Origin of the sequence: Beggiatoa alba B18LD, assembly GCF_000245015.1 — a bacterium.
GTDB lineage: Bacteria > Pseudomonadota > Gammaproteobacteria > Beggiatoales > Beggiatoaceae > Beggiatoa > Beggiatoa alba.
Genome location: NZ_JH600070.1, coordinates 3,567,505 through 3,587,436 on the forward strand (window position 1 = coordinate 3,567,505; position 19,932 = coordinate 3,587,436).

The window sequence follows — 19,932 nt, forward strand, 5'->3', positions numbered from 1 at the left end:
ATTTTTACATCTGATTTTATGCAAAAACCATTCCAAAAATATTATTTAAATATCAATAATATAGTAAAATACGATCTGGTTTGTAAAGTTTTTTATTAAAAATTTTGTCCCAGTTGTCAAACTTTACGTTAAAAAGGTAAAACCCATGCGCCCCTTACTTACTTGGTTTACGCTTATCAGTTTAACGCTCATGCTATCCTTTGTTCACGCAGCGGAAACAGAGCGTTATGGCAAACAAAAAGTAGTATATCACTTTAATGTTGCTGATTCTAAAATCTATTCCGCAGCTTTACGCAACATCCAAAATCATCTTGATGCAGTTGGCGTTGAAAATGTTGATATTATTGCTGTTCTACATGGTGATGGTCTCGCCATTGTACAAGATGCGGTTAAAGACCTAGATTTACAAAATCGCTTACTCGGCTTGAAAGCGACTCATCATGTACAATTCAAAATTTGTCAAAAAACCCTAGAAGGTCGTAAATTGGATTATCAAACTGACCTTTTTGATGTCCAAAAAGAGGATATTGTCCCCAGTGGTGTTGCAGAAATTGCCCGTTTAGAACAAATGGGCTATGTCTATTTAAAACCCTAATTAATTAAAAGAGCAGTGTTTCCACAACACTGCTTTTAAAAAGCCATTCCCCCCGCAATAAAACAATTCTTTATCTTAGGAGTTCTACCATGTTAGATATCCGCAACCTCAACCAGTTTTATGGCGAAAGTCACACGCTTTGGGATGTTTCCCTCACCGTTCCGACAGGTTCATGTACCTGCCTGATGGGGCGTAACGGCATGGGAAAAACAACATTGCTTAAAACGATGATGGGCTTACTACCTGCTAAATCAGGTGAAATTCTCTTTGAAGGGACTGAATTCCGTAAAAAATCGCCAGAAACCCGCGCTCTTGCAGGCATTGGCTATGTGCCTCAAGGACGCGAAATTTTTCCACAACTCACGGTTGAAGAAAATTTAAAAGTTGGATTACTCACCCGTCCCGAAACACAAGGTATTATCCCAGATAGAATATTTGAACTCTTCCCCGTCCTCAAACAAATGTTAAAACGACGCGGTGGCGACCTTTCAGGCGGACAACAACAACAACTTGCCATCGGACGCGCCCTTGCGCTTAACCCTAAATTATTGATATTAGATGAACCCACTGAAGGCATACAACCGAATATCGTCCGCGAAATTGGCGATATCATCCAACACCTTAATCAAACTGAAAAGCTAACGGTTCTACTCGTAGAACAAAAACTCCCTTTTGCTCGTCGTATTGCGCATTATTTCACCCTTTTAGATAAGGGTAAAAGTGTTAGCACGGGCAGTATGGATGAGCTCAATGATACGCTCATACAAACCTATCTTACTGTTTAATCAGTAATCCTAATATGACAGCGATAACTGCCACTCGTATTCCTACTCACCTTATTACAGGCTTTCTCGGTGCGGGCAAAACCACAGCGATTCTTAATTTACTCGCCAGCCAAACCACAGGCGAAAAATGGGCTGTGCTCGTCAACGAATTCGGCGAAGTTGGCATCGATGGCGCGATTCTTCAAAGCAGGGGCATTGCAGTGCGCGAAGTCACGGGCGGCTGTGTTTGTTGCACGGTTGGGGTCAATATGCAAACGGCATTAACCCAGCTGATACGAGAAATCCGTCCCCAACGTCTTTTTATCGAACCCACAGGCATTGGCAACCCTGCCAACATTCTCAAAATTTTACAAAATGAATGGTTAGCACCTTATCTTGCTGTACATGCCGTTGTCTGTCTCATAGACCCGCGCCAATTCAGTGAAACGCTACTCGACCGCTCGCCCGTTTATTGGGATCAACTTCAATTTTCTGATGTTCTCGTCATTAATAAATGTGACTTAGCCACAGCAGAAGAAATCGCCCGCTTTTATCAATTCGCGCAAACCTTACAACCTACAAAAAGCCTAATTGTCCAAACCACACACGCAAAACTAGACCTTGCATGGCTCATGCAACCACACCACCGCGAGATAACCTTAAACCCTCACGACCACGAACACCAAACCCCCGCCACAACTAGCCACATCATTTCCCTATTTCCCGAAAAATTGTCTCCTGTGAATGAAGTACGCCGTTATGAAAATTCAGGCTTTAACCGCCTAGCTTGTGGTTGGATATTTCCCACTGATTGGACTTTTTCAGAAGACAAATTGACGACTTTATTTAGTCAACTGACTAAATACCCTGCTTTTACAGAAATAGAACGTGCAAAAGGCATTTTTCGCATTGCTGACGATGAATGGCAGTTATTTAATCGTGCAACCACAGGATTAGAAATGTGTTTATTACCTAAACAAGCTGATAGTCGAGTAGAGCTGATTGCACAAGTGGGAAAAAAACCAGATTGGATGGGAATTGAAGGCGTTTTAAGAGGGTTGGTAGTATAAATTAAGCCGATTTTAGCAACGTTTTATAACCTGAGTTCGGCGAGTTTTATAAAATAAAACAGAGACCTGCTAGGTTTTCAAAACCTAGCAGGTCTGTCGGAACACACGAAAAGGGTTGAAGGACTGGCAGAGACTATTCTCTTGTTTTTCATCAAGATTAACCAGACAAGCTGTTGTCTTTTTAAAAGAATCTCGCCGAACTCAGGTTTTTATAAGTTAAATAACACGCTCAAACGCCTTATTTTCTTTGAAAAACCTCGCTAAACTCAGCTTAAAAATAGAATTAAGCCGTTAAAGTTTGTCCCCAATGGTCAATAATGGCATCTCGCAATTCATTTAAACGACTATGAAAGAAATGATCAGCTTCGTCCATCCAATGCAGATGTGGTTGATAAGGTTGATGACGCATCCAGCGTAATACATCATCAGGCACAATCACCTCATCTTGTCCGCCTTGAATAATCATTGTTGGAATATTGCTTAAACTCAGATTTTCAAAATTAAATCTTCCCACTGCGGGCGCGACCAATAATAAGCGTTTAGCCGCTAATTCCACATGAGCGCGTAAGGCAACATAACTGCCAAATGAAAAGCCTGCTAACCATAATTCAGTGGGCGCATATTCCGTGCGTAACCATTGCACAACTGTACGCAAATCATCGGTTTCACCATCGCCATGGTCAAAAACACCTGTACTTTTACCGACACCACGAAAGTTAAAACGGACAACGCCTAATCCCATCGAGTTAAATGTACTCGCTAACATATACACAACTTTGTTGGTCATCGCTCCCCCTTGTATGGGGTTTGGATGACACACAACCACAAAAGGCATATGGCTGGGGTCATGTGGATGTTTTGGGCAACTCATTTGTACTTCTAATTGCCCCGCAGGCGCGGGAATTAATAATTGTTGAGGTTTACAATGCTGATGGGGAGAATGGCTCATAATGGTAATCTCAAACGTTCAACAATACGCCCATTTTGTAAATGTTCGCTAATAATTTCATCAATATCACTATTATCAACAAAGGTGTACCAAACTCCAGCAGGATAAATCACTAAGACTGGACCTAAGTCACAACGGTCTAAACAGCCTGCATTATTGATGCGTACACATCCTTTACCCGCTAATCCTAAGGCTTTGACTTTCTGCTTCATGTAATCTCGCATGGCAGAGGCTTGATAGTCTTGGCAACAGGCTTGACCGTTTTCGCGTTGGTTGGTACAAAAAAAAACGTGATGTTGGAAATAAGAATCGCTCATGATGATTTCCATCCTTTAAGATCAGATAGCTCGCCTTTTTTAAAAGGCTTATTAAATTCATATTATTAGTAGGACGTGAATACAAACCTGTCTTTAAAATTGTGATTAATCATCATAGCAAGGATTATGCTGTCGCGTGAGAGGGAATTTTTGGAAAGGTTGATTGTCTTATCGTGGGGGAAAACAAACGTGCTAAATCGATAATTGGTACAACGGTATTATCTAAATTAAAACAGGCAATCGCCAATGGTTGCCAATATTGTAATTGTGGCGGTAATGCACAGGCTTGGTCATCACTCACAAAAAGACTAGTTGGCAAATTGGCTAAATGTACACCTGCATAGCCAATATTCACTAAACTTTTTTGATAAACCGCAATGCCAATCACATCTTGTTGTGAACGAAAAACTTTTTGCCCTTCTAAAAGGCTAGGCACATCAACGACAGGTAATAATTGATCCTGCCACGATAATATCTCACTACAATAATGCGGAGTGTAAGGAACTTCAAACACCGTTGGAGTCAGGACAACTTGCGACATTTCATGCAACCCGACAGCAGCTTGTAAGCCTCTGCCAAAATCTAAAAGCCACGCCCGACTGGTTTTTGCTGGAGTGTCTGCCATGTTTTTATATATATCATTAATTTTTAATGAGTTAGTGTGCTTATTGTTACTTTTCTTTCTTTACCATAAGGGTTAAAAATGCTTTAAGCTCTTTAAATACATCATGATTAAAATTAAAAAGTTGCTCTTTTGGTTGACGTTCTTTCATAACCGTTTCCCATGTCGTATTTTTAGCATTTCTATCTTTTTTAGGTAAAGTATCGTAACGAATATAGTTGTTTATCCAAAGTTTAACTAAATCTTTATCTTTTAATTTTAAGTCTTCTTTTCTCAACTGTTCTAAACATTCTTTAGAACATTGATGAATACAATCTGCAAGTTCGGAATCTTTTTCTTTCGCTGTTTTTAGTAAGTTTTCTATTTCACCGCATTGATTCAGATGGACGAAATAGCAAGCAAAACTAACTTCATAGACTTCTTCAGTGCTGGTATTTTCAAAACTAAAAGAGACTAATTCATTTGGCTGGCTAATTTTTTTATATTCATTTGGATAAGCGATTTTTAAAGCATTATTAATAGTTGCTAATAAATCTTCTGATTTAGATTGATCAATATCATTAATAATTCCAACTCGATCATACTTACCTTTAGAAAACTCACTGATTCTGTTTTTTAAAGCATTTATAAGTGCGGTCGGTTTTTCAGGATTACTTTCCTTAGGCGTTGATTGCCAATCAATATCATCTGTTGATTTAATCTCTAAATTATCATTTAACTGCCAGTCTTTAATCAAAGCTTCAAAAGTAAACTGATCATTTTTATCCTCCACCAGTAATAAAGTTTTATACTTCCCCCTCTACATTGTTAATTATTCTCCACGATAAGTGCTTTTAGTCGCAAGTTGATAGGCTAATGTTTCCATATCCATATGATTAGCCATAACACGTTGACTTCTTGGACTTATACTCATTTCCAAATAACTTGCATGTTCACTATAAGCACTAAGTGCAACATGATTAAACGCTTTAATCATTTCTGCACTGTGCGACGTAGCAAAAATCTGCATTTTATTAGTGGTTGAAATTTCAAATAATTTTTCCCAAATATCTTGATGTTTCGTAAAGTGAATACCGTTTTCAATTTCATCAATAAAAATAATACGGTTTTCATTGTTTAGAACCAATAAACTTAACTCGGCTATTTTACGTATTGCATCACCAAACATGCTTATAGGGAGTGCTTGACCATTATCTAAAATAAGTTTTACAACAGGTTCGCCATTAGGTGCATCAATTTCTGATGATATTATATGTTTATCAAGTAATTGTATTAGTTCATCGTATGTTTTATTTTTATTTTGCTGTTTTAAATCACTATACAATTTAGCATGGCTTTTATTATTTAAACGGTAATTTGTATGTAAAAATGGGTATGTATCTATCTCTTTTTTCGGCGTTATTCCAACAGTACGTACTCCTGATTTTTTGCTAGTAGCCTCCTCTTCAACAAAACTAGAAAAGATATAGTTTAATTTTTCTCCAAAAAAATTGCCTTTTACAGCCATACACTTGTTTGAAAATTGTTTGGATAAAAAATCCAATACTTCTTTATCCTGAATTTCAATAATGTTATTAAGGTCAAACCCAGAGTTATACGACACTTCAATATCCGAACTGTCGCTTGAGTCATGCTTGCTTAGTTTTAGACTAATCGGTTTATCTATTTCTCGATTGTGGAAAAAATAAGCCCATACTTCATTTTCTGAAGTTGGTCTGAATTGTTTTAAGGTATTAAATAGACTTGGAAAAGGAAATGAAGCAATTAATATTGCTTCTAATAACGCTGTTTTACCTGCATTATTAATACCTCCAATTAAGTTAATGGTTTTAAAACCTGACATTTTAAATGAGTCAAAACATCTAAAGTTTTTTATTTCAATGGATTCAATCATTATAAAAGTGCTTCTGAATTTCTTAACATTTCATTCCATTTTCGGCGGCAAATTGTTCAGACTGTGCTGTTAAATATTGCCATAAGGCATCGCCATTGCAGATATACGTCAATTTATTGCGATAAATAACTAATTGACTAATTGGTGATTGAGGCAATTTCATTATATCGGGCATTGGTTGTGGGTAAAGATTTTCGCGTTTGAAGTTAATCGTTTCTACTTCATCACATACCATTCCTAATAAAGCATTCTCTGCAATATTTGCAGGTGTTGCCGTTTTTGTCGTGGTGGGTGGTTTTAGTAAAAAGAAATATTCGCGTGCTTCGGGTACATCGTTGATTAATGACAAGTCTTCGCTCATACAGAGAACATAAGATTCTTGTCCATGTCCGCCAAAACGACCAATAAAACCTTGTTCTGTTCGGATGGGGTGCAAGTCGGCAATGATTTCTACCGTTTCTACATCTTTTTGCGGTATTAATAGCTGTGTGCCATCGATAACCGCAAAGACGTATAAATTAGGGTTGTATCCTAATGTTCCTGTATAAGCATCAAAAGCTGTTTCCCGTGACACTAGACTTGCCCCGCTAAGCCTTTTTCAATCCAGTCTAATAATTCGGTATCTTGATAAGGTTTGGTTAGATACGCGGTTACGCCTGCCGTGCGGGCTTGCTCGCGGTGTTTTTCTGTGGTTCGTGAGGTGATCATAAAAATTGGCAATTTTTGGGTTGCAGGATTGGCACGCACGTGGGCAGTTAGTTCTAAGCCGTTCATCCGTGGCATTTCCATGTCAACCAGCATGACATTGGGGCGGGTTTGGTTCATGACTTCAATCGCTTCTACGCCATCTTTAGCAAGTAGTGCTTCAAAGCCTGCATCTTCTACGAAGGTCGACAAGGATTTTCTGACGCTGAGTGAGTCGTCAACAATCAGAATTTTCGGCACGCCTGCGGGTGCGTTACCAGCGTCATCGCTAGCTTGTTGTCCCATGTAGTTGCTTAATGCCATTTGCATGGGGGAGCGTAATAGTTCGGGTACGTCTAAGAGTGGGACTAAGTTACCATCGCCCAGAATGGCCGCGCCAGAAACGCCGCGTACTTTGGTGACGTATTTCCCCATGTTTTTCATTACGAGGTCATGGGTATCGAGTAATTCATCGACTAATACGGCAGTTACGCCTGTTTCTTCGTGGACTAATAACACGGGTTTTGTATGATAGTCTTCAGGGGCAAATGGGTCTCCTTGCACATTTAGTAAGGATGACATATTTTTGAGAGCAAAGACTTTTTTGCCCATTTTAAAGGTGATTTCGTTACCAATTTGATGGAATTCACCTGATTCAGGAGCTAGGGCTTGTTCTAGGGTATTGGTTGGAATACCGTAGTGGTATTGACCGATACGGATAACGAGGACGTGTAACGTTACGAGCGACATTGGCAGTTTAATAATAATGTTTGTGCCTTTGCCTGTTTCGGATAGCAAGTCAAGCGTGCCTTTCATTTGTCGTACGTTGGTATAAACCACGTCCATTCCTACACCGCGTCCTGAGACTTGGGTCACACCTGATTTGGTAGAGAAGCCTGACATCAGAATTAAACGTGCTAGTTCTGGCTCGCTCATTTCTTGGGTTTCAGTGATTAAGCCTCGTTGTATCGCGGTATAGCGGATATTGGTGTAGTTCAAGCCTTGACCATCGTCTTTACAACTGACAACGATGTTATTTCCTTCACGGTAGAAACGTAACACAATCGTGCCTGATTCGGGTTTACCTAAAATGCTACGGTCTTCTGAGGATTCTATCCCGTGGTCAACGGAGTTTCGCAGAATGTGCATGAGTGGGTCAGCGAGGTTGTTTAAGACATCGCTGTCTATCATGATGTCAGTTCCAATGACTTCTAATTCAGCTTGTTTACCCGTCATCCGACAAGTTTGGCGAATATTCCGTTGTAGTTTGGAAATAATTGTACTGACGGGCACCATGCGGGTCGTCATGATGTTGGCTTGGAATTCTTTGTTTAAGCGTTCATGCTGAATCAGCATGGTTTCTAGCTCAGACAAATCGTTGCGGATAGACATGCCCAGTTCACGCGCGTCAGCGATGGATTCAATAAAGCTGTGCGCAACGCTGTGTAATTCGTTGTATTCTTCAAACTCTAAGGGGTCGAATTCTTCATCATCTTCGGCGGTTTTATGGTAGCGGTTTTCAACTCCTGTAATCCCGCGAATGTCGACGATGTTTTCTAGTTCGAAGGTCTTGCGTTGTAAAACCATCCCTTGGTCAGTTAGTAAACGGGTATTACCCAAGACGTGGCGTAAGCGTTCATGAATTTGCCCAATGGAGATGGACAACTCGCCAACGAGACGCATTAAGTTATCAACGGTACTGGTAGGCACACGGAGCACTTGTTCAGGGCTACCCGTATCAGCAGGTGCACCACCTGCTGCTTTTTTCGGTTCGGCTTTTTCTGCGCCGCTGTCTTCTTTATCGCTCCCTGTTGTAGGTGTTGCTTGTACTGCTTTACGAGGCGCGACAGGGGCATCTAAGTTGCCTTTGTCTATCTTGTTCGCCCAGTCTAGTACGTCTTGTAAAACTTGTAGGGCTTGCGGAGGCGGGTCATCTTGTCCTGTGAGTGAGTCGACCATGATTTCTAAGCAGTCGGCTGCTTCGGTCATGGTGTCTGTCAGGGCTTTAGGTGGGGAAACTTGGTTTTGTGCAAGGTATTCTAAAATATCTTCCAAGTGGTGGGCGATATTGGCAATACCTTTGATACCAATGATATTCGATGAGCCTTTGAGTGTATGGGCAATCCGTTGCGCCCGTTCAATTTCGGGGATAGTTGGCTCTTGAATAATGTTTTGAATACATTTGGTAAAATCTGCTGCGTTTTGTGGGACTTCTTGCAGATAGGCATCGTATAAGTCGCGATTAATATCTTCTGGTGGAGTCAGTAAGATATCTTCAGGATTCGCTGTGGTTTGGCGATTGTAAGCGGCGGCTTCTTCGGGGCTTTCCTCGGTGGTTGAGCCCTTCATGAGTTTTTGCAGGAGTGCGTAGGCTTGTTGGTCGTTTAGAGGGGTTGCCCATTGCGGTTCGCGGAAATGGTTGACCAGTTTTACGACATTATCGGCAGGTGATTGTAGGTAAGATAGAACTAAATCTGACCAACTTTCGAGTAGTTTTTTCGCTTTTTGACGCGCACCTAAGTCTTTTTCACCGAGTGCTTTGACGTTTTCCGCGATAAACATGGAGACTTCTTGCAAGCCTTCTAAACCCAGCATTTCCGCAGCCGCATAAAGGCGCATGACTTGGTCGGCATAGTTTTCAACGGATTCGTCAAAACCTGCCGCACCGTTGGCTAAACTGGTGTATTTTCCAAGATTTTCCGCTAGTTCTTCTTTTGCTGATTCTAGTTCACTTTGGAGAATTTCTAAGACTTCAGCACTACCTAAGGAGATTTCGCCACCTTCACCGCCTGAGGTGTCTAGTTCGCTCAGTTCTGCATTTTCTTCTTCGTCTATTTCTTCGCTATCGGCTTCTTCGGTGTCGGTGATGCTGTCAACATCTGCAAATTCTGCTTGATACGCGCTGGTTTGTTCTTCAGAGCTTGAGGGCTGGGTGAGGAGTTGTTGTAACGTGCTTGCCCGTTCTTCATCTAAAGGAACAGACCAAACAGGGGCTTGTAGCAGTTCAACCAGTTTTTGTGAACCAACTAGCGGGTTGTGTAGGTATTCTAAAACGACAATTGGCCACTGTTCGAAATAGGGCTTAACGGCGAGTTTTTCCGCAGGTTCTTGTGTGCCAAATGCCATGAGGTTGTCATTGATGAACGTGCAGACTTCTTGTAAGCCTTTTAAGCCTGCCATTTCTGCTGCGTCCCAAATGGCTTGTACTTGATTAGTATAGTTTTCTATTGCCTCTAAAAGGGCTGGGTTATCGTTTTCCATGGAGACACATTCCTCAAGAGCGGTTGACAAGCCCGCGATGACATCTTGTATTTGGTTTTGGAGCAATTCTATTATGTCAGGCGATGCAATCACTAGAGGCTTCGTGTCAGCGGTTGTCGCGCTGGCATGACTGTTGGGTAAGAGTTGTTGCCGTAACGCTGTGAGGCGTTCCTCTTCCAGTGGTTGCACCCATGCAAAATTTTGTAGTATTTCTAATAAACTCTCAACGCCTAAACGCGGATTTTCTAAATAGGCAATGCTGGCATCTATCCAGTCCGTCAGTATGCTTTGCGCGGCGGCTCGAATTTCTGGTTCTGCCATGCCTAATTGCATGGCATTGTCGTTGACAAAGGTGCAGACTGTTTGCAGCCCTTGTAGTTGTGCCATTTCTGCTGCGTCCCAAACCGCTTGTACTTGTTCAGTGTAGCTACCAACTGCCATCAGTGAGTCTTCGCTACCTGTTTCAGCATTAACAATGGTTTGCACAATATCAGTGAGTTGGGATTTTGTATCATGTAATTGCCCAATGAGTATCGCTAAAATATCAGGGTCGGCTAATTGAATGTCAGCTTCAGCGGTTTCGCTAATTGTTTCTACATTGGGCAATTCGGTTGCTAATGATGCAACATCATTAATTTCACTAGAAATACTAGATAGTTCTGTTTCTGCACTTGTTTGTGTGAGTTTTTCAAGTAATTCTAGGGCTTGTTCATCAGATAAGGGGGTGACCCATGCAGGTTGTTGTAGTTGTTCAACCAGTTGTGATGCATAGCCAGCAGGGGCTTGTAAATATTCAATAACCGCAGGTATCCAATGTTCAAATGCACTGACAGCAGTTTGACGTTCTGTTAATGTTTGCGCACTTAAGCCCATGACATTGTCATTGATAAAGGTGCAAACAGTTTGTAACCCTTCCAGTTTTGCCATATCGGCAGCATCCCACAACACTTGCACTTGTTCAGTGTAGTTTTCTACCGCCATGAGTAAGGCTTCACTGCCATCTTCTTCTGTGGTTAGGGCTTGTAACGGTGCTTGTAAGGTTTCTGCGGTATCTGTGAATTGTCCGATGAGTAACTCGATAATGTCAGGGGAGGCAATCACAATTTCTGTAACAGGTTCTGTCTCTGCTGTACTTAAGTCTTCTGTGTCTAGTTCAGGTAAATCAGATAATTCATCATTCATTAACTCATCGTTATCAGTAACTAATGGTTCATGAAGCTCTGAACTTTCTTCGATGACTTCTTCAGTATCAAAAGTGGATAAATCGGGCAAGCTTTCGGCTTCTTCTAACATGACTGTTTCAGCATCTTCAATATTTTCAAGCAATGCTGAATCATCATTTATCGGTGTTGTTGGCGTACTTGTCACTGGAGTTAATAGATGAGCATGTAACTCGGCAGCGCGTTCATCATCTAAAGGATACGCCCATGTTGGTTGTTGCAAGAATTCGACGAGAGGCATCGCCCCTGTGTTGGGAGCTTGTAAATACGCAATGGCTAAACCAATCCAATCGGTAAATAAAGCTTGCACACTTAAACGACTTTCTTGGTCTTGACTACTCAATGCCATGATGTTGTCATTAACAAACGTACAAACTTCTTGTAAACCCATTAGTTGAGCAAGTTCTGTCGCTTCCCAAATACTTTGAACACTCTCACTGTATTCACTGACCGCATTTAACAGGGCTTCACTATTATTTTCTGCTTCCGTCACAGCAATAAAGTTTTCTAATAAAATCGTGTTAGCATCAGTTAATTGTGCGATTAATAACTCAATGACATCAGCAGCTGCTAGTTGTATCGAGTTGTCTGTTGTCGTTTGAGCAGGAATGTCCGAAAGCATGGACTCATCTGTTAATGCGTTCTCTATTTCTGTAATAGTTTCCGCGCTTAACGTGTCTATTGTGCCAGCATCTCGTGTTTCTGTAGAATCCGATTCTGCGGGGAGTTCATCAGAGAATTGTTGTTCTGTTCCTGCTAATTGCATGAGTTGTGCTAACAGAATATCTGCTTGTTCATCATCTATCGGATTTGTCCAAACAGGATGTTGTAAATACTTCACCAACGTTGTGGCATTTTCTGCAGGCTCTTGCATGTATGCTAACAAATGCGGGGCGCAACTATCTAATAATGACTTGCTGGCAATCCGATTGGCTTGCGCTTGCTCACCTAATTCCATAATGTGATTGATGAGGATACCGCAAGTTGTTTGTAAGCCTTCTAAGTTAGCTAAATTCGCCGCGTCATAAATAGCTTGCAAATTGTCTGTAAGCTCTTCAATTGATTCCAATAATTCTGGACTTTCATCATCTGATTGTGCAAACTTCGCAATGACTCTAACTAAATCCGTTTGCACTTCTTCAATTTCTAACAAGAGCGCGTCTAAATGTTCGTTTGTTTCTAAAGTCCGCGCTGTTTCTACCGACGCATCTTCTAAGAAATTTGCTTCATTTTCAGTAACTAAATCAGGCGAGTTATCTTCGGGCATTGTCAACGTTTCTACTGCCTCATCCATGACGATAGTATCAATATCTGTCATAAGACTATCCGCTACTGTTTCCGTCATGACTGCTTCGTTATCAGCTAAGACATCTAAATGAGACAGATTCAAACCATCTTCAGTCGATGTTTCGCTTGGTACGTCGTCTTGTTCGAAAGATTGTGGTGGTAACGCTGTTTCTTCCTCAGAGCTGTCTAAGGCAAAATTTTCTTCCTCATCATTCATTTCAGAAGCGAGTAAAACATCATCATCAATAAATGCCCCCCCCCAGTCAGGTTTATCGATTTCAATTTCTAAGGTCGGTATCTCTTCTTCTGGAATTGATAAACGTGCAGGCGGTAGTTTTTCAGAGATAGAAATTTTTTCAATTTCAATTTCTTCTGGCTCTTCTGGCGATTTACTGGTTATTGTTTCTACTGCATTTGTAGGAATCGTGGCTGATGTTTCAACTTTAGGCGGAGTAACAACTGTTTGTGTTGTGGTCGTAACAGGCTTAATGCTCGCTAATAGATTGCTACTTGGGCTAACACGTTTGGCATAACTGGTTTCAATCGCAGGTACAATGCCCTCGCGGGTAAGTTTGCCTAAAAGATTATTTGCTGTTGCCTTACTCATTGGGGATGGCCATTGAGTGTCTTGCAAATATTCCAGTAATAACGGCGCGCCTTGTTGAGGGGTACGTAAATATTCTAAAACGAATTCCGTCCAATGAGATAAATGCTCATAAGAGGCTAAACGCTCTGCTTGTGGAAGCGTGCTGAACTCAAAAAAGCTATCATTAATAAAGGTATAAACTTCTTGCAGTCCTGAGAGCGAATCAATTTCTGCTTTTTCCCATAAGGCTTGAACAGTATTCGTATAACCTTCTATTGCCTCTAGGAATCCATCACTATCATCTTCTTCCGTAACGAATTTGCGTAAAGTTTCGGATAAAACATCTGTAACGGCAACGACTTCATTTGCGGCTGTTTCTAATTTGGAAGAGCGTGAAAACTCTTGAGTTGTTGGTGATGTATGAGTAACTGCTGTATTTGCAACTTGGGTTTGTTGTGGCTGAGACATTGCAGAGACTGCGCTGATATCATCAGTATCAGGCATAAAATCTTCATCACCCATGTCATCAGAAATTAAAAGTTCTGACTCATTAATTTTTGATAAATCTTGGGTGTCTGCTGCATCGTCAGTAAACGTTGCGGGTAAATTTGTTTCTGCAAGTGCTTCAATATTTGGTAAATCATCAATAAAATCATCCGTTACATGACGTAATGCATTTTCTTCAGCGGCTAATGATATTTCGTCAAAAACAGGTAACGGTGTTTCTTCTATATTTTCGTCTGATTCTTCACTGAATATATTGTTAAGACTACTTTCAACTTGTTGTTGTGCCAATATTTCTTGAGCGATATCCTCTTCACTTAGAATAGGTTCATCAGAAAAAACTAATCCATCTTCATTGGGCAACTCATCAGCAATTAAAGCAGATTCGTCAAATTCGTCGATAATTTCAGGACTTGCGACTTCTTCCGTTACGGTTTCAGGCAGTTCATCGGCAAGTAAAGCAGATTCGTCAAATTCGTCGATAATCTCAGGGCTTGCGACTTCTTCCGTTACAGTTTCAGGCAGTTCATCGGCAAGTAAAGCGGATTCATCAAATTCGTCGATAATTTCAGGGCTTGCGATTTCTTCACTGACAGTTTCAGGCAGTTCATCAGCAATTAAAGCAGATTCGTCAAATTCGTCGATAATTTCAGGGCTTGCGACTTCTTCCGTTACAGTTTCAGGCAGTTCATCGGCAAGTAAAGCAGATTCGTCAAATTCGTCGATAATTTTAGGAGTTGCGACTTCTTCACTGACAGTTTCAGGCAGTTCATCGGCAAGTAAAGCGGATTCGTCAAATTCGTCGATAATCTCAGGGCTTGCGACTTCTTCCGTTACAGTTTCAGGCAGTTCATCGGCAAGTAAAGCAGATTCGTCAAATTCGTCGATAATTTCAGGGCTTGCGACTTCTTCCGTTACAGTTTCAGGCAGTTCATCGGCAAGTAAAGCAAATTCGTCAAATTCGTCGATAATTTCGGGAGTTGCGACTTCTTCAGTGACGGTTTCAGGCAGTTCATCGGCAAGTAAAGCAGATTCGTCAAATTCGTCGATAATTTCAGGAGTTGCGACTTCTTCCGTTACAGTTTCAGGCAGTTCATCGGCAAGTAAAGCGGATTCGTCAAATTCGTCGATAATTTCAGGGCTTAAATCATGATTGGTAACAGTTTGAGAAGTTTCTTCAACCGTTAGCGCAGAATCATCAGTTTCATTAGGTTCAGCAGTTGAAAGAATATCATTGCTCGATACTGTAGAAACAATCGTTGCAATTGTAGATAAATCATCAGTTAATACTGCTTGATTGCTTGCTTCTTCATCCGCATTGAAATCTTGCGCCAATAAGGTATTTAAACGGCTAATTTGTTCCTCAGCTAAGGGAATTGCCCATACTTGATCTTGTAATAAGGTAATTAACTTTTGCCGTGTAGTTTCATTTGTTGGTGCATAAAGATAGTTAGAAACCAATCTCGGCCAGCGTTCTATCACTTCACATAATTGTTGCTGATGTGATACATCACTTTGTAATTCTTGCAATTGTAGGCAGGTCAACTCACAAATATGTTGTAATCCTGCAAGATGCGCTTGTGTTGCAACCTGCTCAATACGCTCAATATACTCAATACATTGCTTAATAGAAGCGGCATTATTATCTAAGCGTCCATCTGCTAATGTTGCAAGTGCTTCATATAAAAGATAGGCATCGTTAGCAACTGTAGCGTGAAGATCGTCTAATACAGATTGAAGTATGGCGGACATGGCTGGCTACCTGAACAGTGTGGCGTAGGCGTAGCACCTTGCGTCATTAGTGATAGGCGGGAACAAGAGAAAGATTCAAACATCCAACAGAATGTTGTCTGGGATAATAGGTAAGCAATTATCCCAGACAGAATTGATTTAGCTGGTTGGTAATTTGAACACCCGAATGGACTCAATCAATTGTTTGGAGAAGTCCACCAAGCGGTCAGTTTGAATTAACTGTTCTTCCAACTGTTTACCTGTTTCTTGTGTACTCATTTGAATGGTTTGGGCGCGTTCACGCAATTCGTTAGAAATTTGCGCTTGTTGCCGTGATGCCATAGCGATTTGTTCGACCACTTGCACAAGGTTGGAGATTGTATTCTGGGTTTCTTTCATCTGTTCCCCAGACCGTTCTGCAAGGCGTGACCCTTCAATCACCTGTTGAATGGTTTTATCCATCGTGGCAATTGTATCGTTGGTTTCTAACTGGATGTTCTTCACCAACGCCGAGATTTGGGAGGTTGCGTTCCGTGAGCTTTCAGCGAGTCGTTGCACTTCGTCCGCAACGACGGAGAAGCCGCGACCTGCTTCCCCTGCGGCGGCTGCCTGCATGGATGCGTTTAACGCAAGTACGTGTGTCCGTTCTGCGATGTTGTTAATGATGTCAACGATGGAGCTAATTTCTTGCGAACGTTCACCCAAACGTTTAATCCGTTTTTCTGTTTCATGGATGGTTTCACGAATTTCAGCCATCCCGTCCACGGTGCTGGTTACGGTTGCCAACGCGGTTTGTGTAGAGCGTGTTGCTTGGGTTGCGATTTCGTTACATGATTGCGCGACTTCTGCAATTTTGTTCATGGCTTCGGCGGCGGCGGCAAGTTCTGCCATGGTGGTGTCCACCACTGCGCGTTCGGCTTCTGCCACTTTGGAGACGTTGCTTGCTTGCACCCGCACTTGTTGGGAGGCTGTTTCTACTTCGTCTGTAATGCGACGGACGTTGAGCAACACTTTACTGGTTTCGGTTGCCATTTGGTTGATAGCGTCAGCGAGCGGGCCTGTCACGTCTTCGGTCACAGGGACTTGAACGGTTAGATCTCTTTGAGAGAGCTGGAAGGAGGCTTTTAACAACTCAATAATGGAGTTGTTGAGCATTTCGTTTTCTTTCTCAGCTTTAGCGAGTGCGGATAAGCGGTCATCCAGCAGACCGTTAAAGGCATTTGCGAGTGTTTCTAGTTCGTCGCCTGTGCGAATGTCTGCGCGGGCGGTGAAGTCCCCTTCAGCAACTTTAGACACGGTTTGTTCTAGTACGCCAATGGGTTTTGCAATTCGACCGAAAATTAAGAATCCTGCAAGCCCCCCAAACACCAACGCGATGACGGCGATAGGTATAGAGCCTGTTAAGATTTCTTCACGAAGCGCAATCAAGCGTTCAAGTGATTCGGTTTCTGTGAGGTTTGAGAAGATTGCCCATTGTAAACCAGGTACGTTAATCGGCGCGTAGGCGGAAAGCACGAAGTCGCCTTTGTAGTCGTCAAACATGTCGAACCCTGTTACCCCTGAGAAGGCAGCACGAGTCCCTGGATTGTCCACTTTTTGCAGACCGACGGAGGTATCTTTTAATTCCATGTTGTCAATGGCTTCACGACTTGTGCCATATTGTTCTACGGATTGTAAGTAGCCTTCTTTGTCTTCCACCAGTGCGCGGCTGTCGTTACGCATTGTACCGTCAGCAGAGACGATAAAGGTTTCTCCTGAGCGTCCTGATTCGTCTAACCGCCAAGCGCGGTCATAGGTCATGATGTTGTTAATGCTGTCGATGGGTAGCTGGAAGACAAGAACACCAATTTTGAGGTTGCCATCAAAAATAGGGGCGGCAATAAAGGCTGCTTGTGCGTCGTAAGAGGGGAGATATTGAGCAAAGTCAATAATCGCGAATTGGTCAGGTGTTGTTGCTTTATTGGCTTGTTCAAAGACGTTAGCAATCCCTGTTTTTGCGAAAGGGCCATCTAGTAAAGATGATCCAAAATCAACGCCTTTAACAACAGAGTAAACGATATAGCCTGTATCTGAGTCGACTAAGAAAATATCATCAAAGATAAAACGGTTCATGTATTCCCGAATACCTGGATGGTAAATCTGGTGTAGTTGGGTATAGGTTGAGCCGTCTTTTGCCGCGAATAATTCTTCTTTTGTACCTAGCGGGTTTGAATTGTTTGCAATGTAGAAGTATTGCATTGCAATACTGTTATCATTTAATTGTTGAAGCATTTCGTCCATATTCGGTACTTCATTGACGTTTAATGTACCGTATTCTTGAGCGAAATCATTTTCGTAGTAGTGCTTTACTGCTTCACGATATTCTGCAATAGGTAATGGCTGTGACTGGGGGACTGGAGGCCCTTCTTCTATTTGAACACCTGCTTCATGTTGGAAGCGCGGGAAGGCTTCTTTAAAACCGCGCATTGCCTCTATCGTTGTGCGAGAACCTGCATAAGACTGAATCTGGTTAATCACAAGGTTAAAGTAGTCTTCCACTTGAGATTTTTTGGTATCTCGAATAGAGCTGATTTTTTCTTGTGCCGCATCAGTGAGGGCTTGTTGTCCTAAGTTTGAGGCAATATCACCCGTAAAGTATGCAGTGACCACCACAGATACCACCGCGAGGAACGCTGAGCCAAGGAACATCTTTTGCTTAAGCTTCAGTTTCATGTTGTTAGTCTCCGTAACGACGGGTATATACCCAGCATGATTCGTATTAAGTGCATAGTAACCCTTTTGAGCGCGTGGTTAAGCGGCAACCTTTCCCGCTAGTGATTCAAAAAAACCTTGATGATCAAAATTAAACCAGACTTCGCCACTCTTTTCATAGCCTTGAGTTGCGAAAGGTTTCAAGACGGCAGGCAGGGGGGGGAGGCTATCTAATCTATCACTATTCATAAAGATGACATGTTGCGGTAGCTTATCGAGAATGATAGCACCTGCCGCTTCACCTCTCCCTAAAATCAATAACATATTCTTTTTACTGATTCGATTTTCTAACCCTAAAAGTAGGTTTAAATCAAACACGGGAACTAAGTTACCCCGTAAGTTAATCAGGCCTAATAACCAGCTTGCGGTATTAGGAATTGGACAAATAGAATTCACTTCAATTAATTCGCTGGTCGCATTTTGTGCAATGAGTAACCCAATATTGCCAACATGGAATCCTAAGCGACGAATAATTTCTAATTGCCCTGTTGCGACTTGGCTTGTTTCTGCTTGACGTGTTAAGGGACGATTTAATGCTTCACTTGGGGATAACCATGTTGTTTTCATGTGATGCCTCGTTTAGATATCACCTTTAGGGGGAGCTACGAAGTCTTGTAGGGCTTGACCGTTGTAGTGGAGAAGCGCGGGAGTTCGTCCAGGGAAGGATACCCAATCGGTATAAGACTCTGTGTCGTCGCTGACGAGACCATGACGTTGCATGAAGTAACGAATGTGACGCATTGCTTTTGTCATGGAGCGGCGGTCACGCATGGATGACAACGCTTTAGTGGGGGTGTCATTGAGTAACACTGTTTGCATTTGTCGGTCATATTCTTCACGGGTCAGTCCTGCCAGTTGTGCAAGTCTATCCAGTGTAGGACCACGTCTATTCCCTTGTAAACGTTCCATTGTAGTAAACCAAATGGCTAATAATGCTTGAGCAAAACCAGGATGTTTAATCAGTTTGTCGCGTCGGATAACAATGAGGTCAAGAATTTCATTGGAGACTTGACGGCTATCAAAGAGAACCCCTGCTTGTTGTGCGCGAACTAAGCGTTCTACGTTGGGGTTACTGGTGACAATGCCATAAACTTCGTTATTAAGTAAGGCATCTGGTAAATTGGTTTCTGCCATATTTGCCAGTTTTATATCGTTAAAATCAATTTGGTATCTGACAAGATAACGGTCAAGTAAGTAGTGGCGGGCTGAGTATTCAACTAATCCAATGGTTTTTCCGCGAATATTTGTATTTGCGTTTGCAGGAAGTAGGAGTGCATCATTACCATTACTCGCGCTCATGATGAGGACGACATCAGATTCTACGTCTTGTTTAACTAATTGTGCGATAGCATCTATGTTAGTAATAGCAACGGCATCAACTGTACCACTGATGTATTGGTTAATCGTGTCTGCGTAATCGCTGGACACGAATTGAATATTTACTCGATATTTATCTTGATAGGTGGCGTAAGTATCTTCGTCTTTTGCTAAATACCAAGGCATCCATGCTGTATAGGAAGCTGCTGCAAAACTGAGTTCAACGATGGGTTGTTCCTCAACGGCAGGCGTTGCACTCCCTGTATTTGTTTTAACGGCATTTGTTAGATTATTAATAAAATCACAGGCTGCCAGAGGGAGTAAAAGGAGGAAAATCAGAAGGGTACGAGTAATTTGCATCAGTTGATAAGATGGCATTG

Annotated in this window: 13 protein-coding genes; 3 read left to right on the forward strand and 10 right to left on the reverse strand. The window is 41.8% G+C overall.

Annotated elements, in window-relative coordinates; translation table 11 throughout:
* The first annotated feature begins 145 nt into the window (after positions 1 to 145).
* The 3 genes from BEGALDRAFT_RS14630 to BEGALDRAFT_RS14640 all read left to right on the forward strand — a co-directional run bounded on the left by BEGALDRAFT_RS14630 (position 146) and on the right by BEGALDRAFT_RS14640 (position 2,429).
* Positions 146 to 595, forward strand: coding sequence for a DsrE family protein (locus BEGALDRAFT_RS14630; protein WP_002691275.1), 450 nt, complete (start codon positions 146 to 148; stop codon positions 593 to 595).
* Positions 596 to 684: 89 nt separating this feature from the next.
* On the forward strand, positions 685 to 1,380 hold the full coding sequence (gene urtE, locus BEGALDRAFT_RS14635; RefSeq protein WP_002691276.1) for an urea ABC transporter ATP-binding subunit UrtE: 696 nt from the start codon (positions 685 to 687) through the stop codon (positions 1,378 to 1,380).
* Between the two features lie 14 nt (positions 1,381 to 1,394).
* Positions 1,395 to 2,429, forward strand: a complete 1,035-nt coding sequence (locus BEGALDRAFT_RS14640; protein WP_002691277.1) for a CobW family GTP-binding protein — start codon at positions 1,395 to 1,397, stop codon at positions 2,427 to 2,429.
* Between the two features lie 283 nt (positions 2,430 to 2,712).
* On the opposite strand, the gene BEGALDRAFT_RS14645 is transcribed toward BEGALDRAFT_RS14640, so the two are convergent.
* From BEGALDRAFT_RS14645 to BEGALDRAFT_RS14690, 10 genes are all read right to left on the reverse strand, one after another.
* Positions 2,713 to 3,378: an alpha/beta hydrolase gene (locus BEGALDRAFT_RS14645; protein WP_002691279.1), complete on the reverse strand. Its 666-nt coding sequence runs from the start codon at positions 3,376 to 3,378 to the stop codon at positions 2,713 to 2,715.
* Positions 3,375 to 3,695, reverse strand: a complete 321-nt coding sequence (locus tag BEGALDRAFT_RS14650) for a (2Fe-2S) ferredoxin domain-containing protein (RefSeq protein ID WP_002691283.1) — start codon at positions 3,693 to 3,695, stop codon at positions 3,375 to 3,377. The genes BEGALDRAFT_RS14645 and BEGALDRAFT_RS14650 overlap by 4 nt, the downstream gene beginning before the upstream one ends.
* Positions 3,696 to 3,819: 124 nt before the next feature.
* Entirely contained in the window at positions 3,820 to 4,320 is a 501-nt protein-coding gene (locus tag BEGALDRAFT_RS14655) for a chemotaxis protein CheW (RefSeq protein ID WP_002691285.1), read from the reverse strand.
* A 46-nt stretch (positions 4,321 to 4,366) separates the two neighbouring features.
* On the reverse strand, positions 4,367 to 5,089 hold the full coding sequence (locus tag BEGALDRAFT_RS14660; RefSeq protein ID WP_002691287.1) for a DUF3226 domain-containing protein: 723 nt from the start codon (positions 5,087 to 5,089) through the stop codon (positions 4,367 to 4,369).
* Between the two features lie 39 nt (positions 5,090 to 5,128).
* Positions 5,129 to 6,211: an AAA family ATPase gene (locus BEGALDRAFT_RS18455; RefSeq protein WP_002691290.1), complete on the reverse strand. Its 1,083-nt coding sequence runs from the start codon at positions 6,209 to 6,211 to the stop codon at positions 5,129 to 5,131.
* A 22-nt stretch (positions 6,212 to 6,233) separates the two neighbouring features.
* Positions 6,234 to 6,785: a hypothetical protein gene (locus BEGALDRAFT_RS14670; RefSeq protein WP_002691292.1), complete on the reverse strand. Its 552-nt coding sequence runs from the start codon at positions 6,783 to 6,785 to the stop codon at positions 6,234 to 6,236.
* Positions 6,785 to 15,505, reverse strand: a complete 8,721-nt coding sequence (locus BEGALDRAFT_RS14675) for a response regulator (RefSeq protein ID WP_002691293.1) — start codon at positions 15,503 to 15,505, stop codon at positions 6,785 to 6,787. Before BEGALDRAFT_RS14675 ends, BEGALDRAFT_RS14670 begins: the two co-directional genes overlap by 1 nt.
* Before the next feature lie 138 nt (positions 15,506 to 15,643).
* On the reverse strand, positions 15,644 to 18,196 hold the full coding sequence (locus BEGALDRAFT_RS18460) for a methyl-accepting chemotaxis protein (RefSeq protein WP_002691295.1): 2,553 nt from the start codon (positions 18,194 to 18,196) through the stop codon (positions 15,644 to 15,646).
* 78 nt (positions 18,197 to 18,274) lie between these two features.
* Positions 18,275 to 18,802 carry a chemotaxis protein CheW gene (locus tag BEGALDRAFT_RS14685; protein WP_002691297.1) on the reverse strand — a complete coding sequence of 176 codons (528 nt, stop codon included), beginning with the start codon at positions 18,800 to 18,802 and terminating at the stop codon, positions 18,275 to 18,277.
* A 12-nt stretch (positions 18,803 to 18,814) separates the two neighbouring features.
* Entirely contained in the window at positions 18,815 to 19,930 is a 1,116-nt protein-coding gene (locus BEGALDRAFT_RS14690) for an ABC transporter substrate-binding protein (protein WP_002691299.1), read from the reverse strand.
* Between the last annotated feature and the right edge of the window lie 2 nt (positions 19,931 to 19,932).